This window comes from Edaphobacter sp. (assembly GCF_035532915.1).
GTDB lineage: Bacteria > Acidobacteriota > Terriglobia > Terriglobales > Acidobacteriaceae > Edaphobacter.
The window spans coordinates 1-7591 of sequence record NZ_DATKQC010000302.1; the positions used below are offsets into that span (position 1 = coordinate 1).

The 7591-nt window shown below is 58.7% G+C and carries 13 protein-coding genes; 9 read left to right on the forward strand and 4 right to left on the reverse strand.

What is annotated here, in order from left to right; genetic code table 11:
* The 3 genes from VMU57_RS14395 to VMU57_RS14405 all read left to right on the forward strand — a co-directional run.
* The coding region (locus tag VMU57_RS14395) for a helix-turn-helix domain-containing protein (RefSeq protein ID WP_325384587.1) at positions 1-460 on the forward strand (460 nt) is incomplete at its 5' end.
* A gap of 164 nt (positions 461-624) precedes the next feature.
* Positions 625-1137, forward strand: coding sequence for a hypothetical protein (locus VMU57_RS14400; RefSeq protein ID WP_325384589.1), 513 nt, complete (start codon positions 625-627; stop codon positions 1135-1137).
* A gap of 129 nt (positions 1138-1266) precedes the next feature.
* Entirely contained in the window at positions 1267-1947 is a 681-nt protein-coding gene (locus VMU57_RS14405; protein ID WP_325384591.1) for a hypothetical protein, read from the forward strand.
* A 72-nt stretch (positions 1948-2019) separates the two neighbouring features.
* Here the strand turns inward: VMU57_RS14405 and VMU57_RS14410 are convergent, their stop codons facing one another.
* Genes VMU57_RS14410 through VMU57_RS14420 form a run of 3 tightly spaced genes read right to left on the reverse strand, consistent with a single transcriptional unit; the run spans position 2020 to position 3359 of the window.
* Entirely contained in the window at positions 2020-2427 is a 408-nt protein-coding gene (locus VMU57_RS14410) for a hypothetical protein (protein ID WP_325384593.1), read from the reverse strand.
* Between the two features lie 52 nt (positions 2428-2479).
* Positions 2480-2875: a DUF1398 family protein gene (locus tag VMU57_RS14415; RefSeq protein WP_325384595.1), complete on the reverse strand. Its 396-nt coding sequence runs from the start codon at positions 2873-2875 to the stop codon at positions 2480-2482.
* Positions 2876-2885: 10 nt separating this feature from the next.
* Positions 2886-3359 (reverse strand): MarR family winged helix-turn-helix transcriptional regulator, encoded by a 474-nt coding sequence (locus VMU57_RS14420; RefSeq protein ID WP_325384597.1) that lies wholly within the window; start codon positions 3357-3359, stop codon positions 2886-2888.
* Between the two features lie 380 nt (positions 3360-3739).
* On the opposite strand from VMU57_RS14420, the gene VMU57_RS14425 reads away from it, so the two are divergent.
* A complete protein-coding gene (locus VMU57_RS14425) occupies positions 3740-3952 on the forward strand; it encodes a PRTRC system protein C (protein WP_325384599.1) in 213 nt (70 codons plus the stop codon).
* Positions 3953-3955: 3 nt separating this feature from the next.
* Here the strand turns inward: VMU57_RS14425 and VMU57_RS14430 are convergent, their stop codons facing one another.
* Positions 3956-4162 (reverse strand): hypothetical protein, encoded by a 207-nt coding sequence (locus tag VMU57_RS14430; RefSeq protein ID WP_325384601.1) that lies wholly within the window; start codon positions 4160-4162, stop codon positions 3956-3958.
* A gap of 5 nt (positions 4163-4167) precedes the next feature.
* On the opposite strand from VMU57_RS14430, the gene VMU57_RS14435 reads away from it, so the two are divergent.
* The 5 genes from VMU57_RS14435 to VMU57_RS14455 all read left to right on the forward strand — a co-directional run.
* On the forward strand, positions 4168-5298 hold the full coding sequence (locus VMU57_RS14435; RefSeq protein WP_325384603.1) for a hypothetical protein: 1131 nt from the start codon (positions 4168-4170) through the stop codon (positions 5296-5298).
* On the forward strand, positions 5249-5986 hold the full coding sequence (locus VMU57_RS14440; protein WP_325384605.1) for a PRTRC system protein B: 738 nt from the start codon (positions 5249-5251) through the stop codon (positions 5984-5986). The genes VMU57_RS14435 and VMU57_RS14440 overlap by 50 nt, the downstream gene beginning before the upstream one ends.
* Positions 5976-6833, forward strand: coding sequence for a PRTRC system ThiF family protein (locus VMU57_RS14445; protein ID WP_325384607.1), 858 nt, complete (start codon positions 5976-5978; stop codon positions 6831-6833). The genes VMU57_RS14440 and VMU57_RS14445 overlap by 11 nt, the downstream gene beginning before the upstream one ends.
* The gene (locus VMU57_RS14450; RefSeq protein WP_325384609.1) at positions 6814-7050 is read left to right on the forward strand and encodes a hypothetical protein; all 237 of its coding nucleotides are present in this window, start codon (positions 6814-6816) and stop codon (positions 7048-7050) included. Before VMU57_RS14445 ends, VMU57_RS14450 begins: the two co-directional genes overlap by 20 nt.
* Positions 7051-7164: 114 nt before the next feature.
* On the forward strand, positions 7165-7591 hold a 427-nt coding region (locus tag VMU57_RS14455; RefSeq protein WP_325384611.1), incomplete at its 3' end, for a PRTRC system protein E.

The window sequence follows — 7591 nt, forward strand, 5'->3', positions numbered from 1 at the left end:
CCAGCATGCTTTCAACTTTCGAGGTGACATCATGAGCGAGGAACGGGGGAAGATTCGTTGCCGCAGTTGCGAACTCGTCCAATGGAGCGATCGCGCGAATTGCCGGCGTTGTGGGACAGCTCTGCCTGAGCCGATCGTGAGGATTGTTGAGCGAGTAGTAGAGAAGGTCGTGATCCGGCAGGACCCGCAATGCCTTCAGAAGCTCGAACAGGCCTCCAGATTGATCTCGACGGCAACCGAGCGGTTGACGCAGCAATGCGTGGCATCAGTAGCTCCAGTCGTCTTAGCGCAGGTTCCAGAGACCGGAGCCTTTCCGACGATGGCGGAGGTGGAGCGAGCGATGATCGTTGCAGCCTACGAGAGATCGAATCGCAGACCTCTTGAAGCCGCACGGTTGCTCGGAATCGGCAAGACCACTGTATATCGCGAGCTGAGGGCGATGGGCGAAGCGGCAGCATGACGGTGGCAGAGCCGTCGATCTTCCGTGGAATCGCTGGTCTTTAGAATGCACGGGTGACAAGCGTATCCATTGGGAGAATGTTCCAGCGAGACCGTTGCGGTCTCAACCAAGGCAAGCAAGAGGGTCGGCTGCGGCTGGCCCTTTTCTTTTGCGTGGAGATCAACATGCCCAAGGGGCCATTTCTCCCATCAGACTTCACAGCCACGAAGTTTTCAACCGCTGCGGACAAGGCGGAGTTCGGAAATACCTTTCTGCGCTTCATTGAATCGGAGTGGGCGTCGGCGCTCTTCACAAAGAGCTTCTACAACCGCCTCGCCATGTGCTTTGGGCACATTGCTCATTACTGTCGGTCGCAATTCTACGAGGAGTGGTTTTCATCTGTTTCAGCTCAGGTGCGGTTCCTGAAACACACACTGCGATTCCCCTGCTACGGAGATCCGGAATACACGTTTTCCGATGTCGAGAGGGCGATCCAGCGAGAAATAGTCAACCGCAACTACCTTGCGCGGTATGAACTGCGCCTGGCGGAAGAGCACCAGGCAACCGATCTTGCCTTGCTCAGGCAATTGGAAAGCAAGTACAGGACGCCGGTGGAAGAGCGGGATCAGGAACTCCAGCTTGCTGCTCAGCCAGTGGATCAGACTCCTGTCACGCCTGTTCAGGGCTCGTTGTTCTGAAGCCGTCTCGAACTCCAGCCGAGCGCCTTGCGGGTCATTTGACCGGATTCCTGTCTGGAGGTACAAAACCCTTCAACGGCGCGGAGGAACGGACGGCGCAAGATTCCCCGCCGGTGCAGGAGGCGAGAGATGGAAACCTTAGAACCAACCATCCGAGGCTTCAGTGGAGAAGGTTCGAAATCACCCGACCCGACCGGCGTTGATGACCGAACCAAGGTGGCAGAAGGAGCTCCAGGAGCTGCACCCGACCTCTCGGGACCTCCCGCGGCGAATCGCCACCGGTTGCAAGATGAGCGTTCGGCCATCACACATCACTTCGCCTTCGGGGGGCATGAAGGCTATCTGACGGTCGGGTTCTACCCGAACGGTCAGCCGGGCGAGATTTTCATCCGCATGGCGAAGGCCGGATCAACCATTGCAGGCTTGATGGAGTGTTTCGGCACTGTAGTCTCAGTCAGCCTTCAGCACGGAGTGCCATTGAAAGTGCTCTGCGACAAGCTCTCGCATACACGTTTTGAGCCTTCCGGCTGGACTGGCAACGCGGAGATCGGGTACGCGAAGTCTGTCATGGATTACCTTTTTCGCTGGATTGAACTGCGATTCCTGTCCGGAAAGCAACTCTCGCTATTCGGCCAAGGTGATGGCGAGATTAACGCTGGCAGAGAACCGACACTCGGTCCGGTCGACGACTCACAGTTCCTTCATGACATCGGCGATGCTCCACCCTGTGTGGCTTGTGGCGGCCTGATGAAGCCCATTGGAACCTGCTATACGTGCGTCAATTGTGGCCAAACCAGCGGTTGCTCGTGAGTGCCTGGATGGAAATGGATCTCGGCGAGATCAGGCCATGAGAGCAGGGCGAAAGCAGGCGCGCTCGTGGGATCACTCTTGCCGATCAAGGATGCGCTTCATCGTCTGCAGTTCCGCTTCGACTAGAGGCATCCCTTGCCTGAAAGCCTCTTCGGGCATTGATGGTGGCTTGACCAGCGTGATCATGTAGACGGAGTCCTTCGTTCCCGCCGACACAATCCGGGCCGAGATCTCCCACGATCCTTCCTTGGGATCGACGAATTCGTGGTCGAGGATGCCGGACTGCTGGTCGAAGTGCGGAATCAATCGTCCGGCGCCGCGAGGCGTCTGAAACTCCCACTCGTTTTGCCCCACGGGCCGGATGGCTTTGACATTGTGGATGGCCCACTGCGGCATGGTCACCGGATCAGCGATGAATTGGTACGCTTCTGCCGCAGGGCAGGCAATTTGAACAGTCAAGGTCACTGAATTCGTAGTCATGTTTTTCCTCTTTTTCAGTTCGGATCGCATGCTTGGGCATGGCCACTCCGGCTCAAGCGTTCGGCTTGGGAAACTCCTCGATGTGCTGCTCACCTTTGCAGCCGAAGTAGATCACCCGCTTGCCGGTGAGGAACGCCCAGTAGCCAATCACGCCAGCCGAGGTCGACCGCTTCACAAACTCGGGGTACCGCACCGTGTCTGCCTGGGCGCCACGAATGGCCGCAACAAGGCCGGCGCCGTCGAATTCCGCCGCGATAGCGCCGGGGTCCAGGATCATGGGCACCGTGTGCGTGGTTCCATCCGCCAGGTAGTGGGTCTTCTGCTTGGCCGCGAAGTCCACGAGGTAGGATTCCACCCCGACTTCGAGCAGCCCTTGGACGACCTGAGGGAAGGTCATCTTGCCTTGTTGTGTTGCGATCGCCAGATCGTGAATTACCTGCTTGCTCATCTCTTCTCCTTTACTCAGTTGGAAGTGTCTGCAGGCCGTGTGCCTGCACGAGTTTCTTCATTGTTGCAATCAGCGCAGCGCGCTCTCCCGATGAGAGCGGATGAAAGAACTCCTCGTCGTTCTGGTCGGCCAGCTTCGCCAGTTGCGGAATCATCCGCCGCGCAGCCCCAGTCAGCGCAATCGACTGAAAGCGGCGATCGTCGCTCCGGTCCCGGCGCGTGACGAGCTTCTTCGTCACGAGCCGGTCTACGAGTTTGGAAACGCCGCCACGCGTCATCCCGATTCGCTCCGCCAGAACGCCCGGCGAGATCTCCTCGTCGTCGAACATCTCCCGAATCACCACCCACTCGGCCACTGTCACACCGCTGGCGAGGAGCTTGCGGGCAAAGGCGTGCGAGACGTGATTGGAGACAAAGCGGAGCCAGAATCCTACATGCTTCTTCAGGTCGCTAACGGATAGATCCAGCACCGCGGAGTTCTTCATAGACAGTAGATTACATAGAAACTGTTTCCATGTCAACTATAATTGAAAATGATTAGGCGCACTGCGGGCCCGGGGAGCGCTCGGCGGCTTTCGAGGGAAATGGGTACGCGATTCTCACGCCTTGCGGTGCCTCAGAAGCACTGTGATCCGCGTCATCCCGCTTGATACGTGCGAAGTCGCCAACCCACACGCTGACTACCAACTAGATGATTGGCCATCTCGGCTGGCACACCGCCCTTTGGGCACGCACCCAAGAATACATTCACACCGCTTCCGCAATTGATCCGCAACGTGGGCCAATCGTAAGGCTTCGTCTCGCCTGCACCCTCCACGTCCCACATTCCATGTACAACCCAAATCCACACAGGAGATGTTGATTCATGAGCGGCGTAACAGTAAAAGCTCTGCACCGCGAGTTCTTCTACAACGGAACTCGCATCCCCGATCCCGCACCCAACTTGACCGTCGAACAAGTGAGAGAATTGCTGACGCCGTCCTACCCCGAAATTGCTACGGCGACACTGGTGGGGCCGGAGGACACCGGAGGCACTCTTCGCTACACATTCAGCCGGGCCATCGGCAGCAAGGGCTGATCCTCAGACTCCAAGCGGTGTCCCGTTGTGATCTTCTCCCGCGTCCCTGTGTGGCACCTGCTTTGCAAAGGAGTTGGTCGCTCCGGAATCATCGAAACAAGGCGGCACATCATGAAGAACAGCAAAGCCGATCAGACCCAGCTGCTCGCGGAACTCCGTCGCCTTGAGTGCAAGCCGCCCAAATGAGCCGACCGGCTCATCGCGAGGCATCTGAAATGCGAAGAGTCACAAAGCCTTGCGCACGTCGTCGCGGAAGCAGCCAGGAGATCGTCGTCCGGCACGATGCCGGTTCTCGAAGCCCCAAGCGAACTGCTGCCGCCTCTGATATAGCACTGCTGGGCCACGGTTGCGGTGAAACCCTTCCGTCCCTCCGCCGCATCCCCACAAACTATCGCCTGGAGACAAACGGCGAGCGCCTCTACCGTTTTTGCTTGGCGCTGGTGGAGCGGAACCTCGCCGATGCGAAGCTCTGGCAAAAGACTGGAAAGGTCGCCGTGGTCTTCGCGCGAACCGCCATCCAGAAGCTGATTGAGGGGTTCTCCGGGAGCGCGCTCGAAGGGAAGGTCGACTATTGTTTTGAAGTCAGGGACGACCTTGGGACAGGATATTGGCGGGGCGGAGCTCTTGGCGAAGGCAAGTTGATGGCCGCGTTCGAGCTCCAGGCCTGCGGCTACCTCAAGATCGGAGCCGCGCTGGAGGCGCTCGAAGAGCAGGAGAGATTCCTCGGAGCTGCGTTCTACTTCCTGCTGCGGAGATCACTCTACCGTTGGATACGCATCTACGACCATACGGATGCCGAATGCTACAACGAACAGCTACATGAGTGGATGGAGCAAGACGAGCCGGAAAGCCGTGATGCCTGCGAGTTCCCGGCGGTCGATGAGGCGATCCCGGAACCCATCCGGACTGCGAAGGACTGGACATATCCCAGCGCGCGAAGGCTCCTGCGAAGGCATCTTCAGGGGCCGCTTTCCGTTTGGATTCAGAAGCTGCTGACCCTGCATCGACTGTCGCGGTTGAAGGGCCAGGTCATGCGTTTCGAGGGAGAGTACGACGACCCGCCGGTGCCGAGCCTTTTGCTGGTCTTCCGCGAGAATGACGCGATTCAGGCTTGCTTCGATCATGAGTCAGAACGGTATAACGAGACCACCAATGAACCTTCTTGTGCAGTCTGCTTTCGGCCGGAGGTCGGGGAGGAGTTCGACGCGGCGTTGCGCACGATGGCGATCTTTCTCAGGGTCAACATAGAGCTTGCCGGCTTGATTACACTGCTCGATCAGGAATGGGAGGAGAAGCATGCAGGTCAGCGTGAGCATCGGACAGAACCATCACTTCGCGCTGCGTGAAGCCTTGCTGATCTACCGGTCGATGGAACAGAACGGCAGTTTTGGAAATACATTCATCACCCACCATGAAGTGAACGCAGACAATCGCGCCAAGCAACCGACGCTCGGTCCGGCAAAGACGCTGACCATCGAATTCGTTCAATCGCTGGTCCAGGCCCTGGGAGGCCGGGTGCAGGCGGAGTTTCTGCCTGAGAGTGTGATCGCACGCACGGAGCGTCTGATTGCCTGGTGGACGCCGCCACAGAAACGTCCGATGTTCTTCGGAACGACGCAGGGCGACATGGCCGGAATGAATGGCGCGATCTTCCCGCAGCCCGCTCTTGTCTGGCTGGCGATGGATCATTCACTTTCGATCAGGGCGTTGAAGGAGAACCGCCGCCCCGCGGCCGATACCAAGCTTTGTGTGGCGCCCTACTGGAATGTGTACGACACAGGGAGCGTCTGCCTTGGATCGATGCGGGCGCCCGATGCCTCCACCGTCGCCTCCATTCCCCAGTGGGAGCAGAGCTTCTATGAAAGCGAGTTTACACACGGCAACGTGGGGAGACTTACGCGCCATCCCGGCGGCTTCGAAGGACTTTGGAGGGAACTCGCCGGCGAAGAGGAGTTTCCCATTGACTCACTGATCGAATTGCCGGAAACGGTGGCGGAGTTCTTGTCTGGAAAGAGGCGTGGTCATGATCATTGAACACGCTCTCCCGACGTCATTGTGCCGCAGAGGGCAACCACTCCGCGTGCTGATTGTCGGCGCGGGAGGCAATGGCAGCGCTATGCTGCTCGGCCTGCCATATCTCCACCAGGCGATGAAGGTGTGGGGTCATGCCGGAGGTCTCCATGTGATGTTGGCGGATGGGGATCAGGTTAGTGAAACCAACTGCGTCCGCCAGCCGTTTGCCGCGGCCGACGTCGGACTGAACAAGGCAGTCGTCTTGATCAACCGCGTCAATCTCTTCTGGGGGCTGAGGTGGCAGGCGTACCCGGAGCATTTTCATAAGGATTCGCTCAAGAACCATTCGACAGGCCCTCACCTGGTTATCGGCTGTGTCGATACGCGGGCGGCGCGGCAGGCCATCCTGTCCGCAGTTACCCGAGCGAATGACAGCACCGTCTACTGGCTCGACCTCGGCAACAACGCGAGCAGTGGTCAGTTTGTGCTCGGTCAACCGTTGAATGCCGCCAACCGCCGCTCCGCGGTCCGGCTCAGAACAGTTGCGGAACTCTATCCGGAGATCGTAGATGCGGAGGCGGGCGAAGACCCGTTGCCCAGTTGCAGTGCGGCGGAGGCACTCGAACGGCAGGAGCCATTCATCAACCAAGTGTTGGCGACAAGCGCGCTCGCAATGCTTGCGAGGCTCTTTCACTACGGCACGCTCACCCATCACGGAGCCTTTTACAACGCCCAGACAGGGCGAATGGCGGCTTTGCCCGTTGACCCGCGGATGTGGGAGAGGATGCGGCGGCGGGATCGGCGGCGAACGCGAAGCCCTAATATCTTGAGCGACCAAGGAGTTCATCTTGAATCAATCCCAAGATAGTAAAATCCACTTCATGACCCCGGCTGCAAAGGCAAAGAATTCGGAGCTTCAGACTGCGCTCCGGGCTGCCCGTGAAAATGAAAGACGCTGGCGGGAGATGCACGAGGAATACTTAACCGACAGGGATTCCGAGGAACAGTGGGCCGCGACCGCCAAACTTCGGCGGCTCGAAGTAGAGCGGCTTGAAGCACTGCTTGGCGAGACCGAGCGAGAGTAGTTCATCCGGCCTCAATCGAGTCCATCGGATGCTGACAAACTTTCACAGCTGGTGCGATCCTGACCAAAAGCCCCATCCCAACAACTGATTCTCACTAACGAGGAAGGTGTATCCATGTTCAAAGAACTGGGTCCGCTGCTTCGGCAGAGGACCGTCGTGATGATCCTTACGCGTTTGGAGGACGACACCATTCGCGTCAACATCATTCCCCGCAAGCTCAACGAAATCGAAAACGATGCGCTCACCACTCCCCTTAGCGTGGCAGGCACGGCGGAAGAGTTGGACGCCGAGTTGCCCTCCGCGCTGGTCCAGTTTGTTGGAGCCCACCTCGAACTGAAGAACACGCTTGAAACCGCCAAGGAGCAGATAGCGGCGGCGGCCAAGGCTGCGAAAGCGGAGGCCCGGTCAAAGACGGCGCCGAAAACTGCCCCGGTCCCGACCGAGCCTGCGGGGGCGGAGACAAAGAAGCCAGCGGATGCGGCGCCCAAGCCTGCCGAGCCCAGGAAACAGGAGCCGGCGCGCAATGCCAGCCTTTTTGACA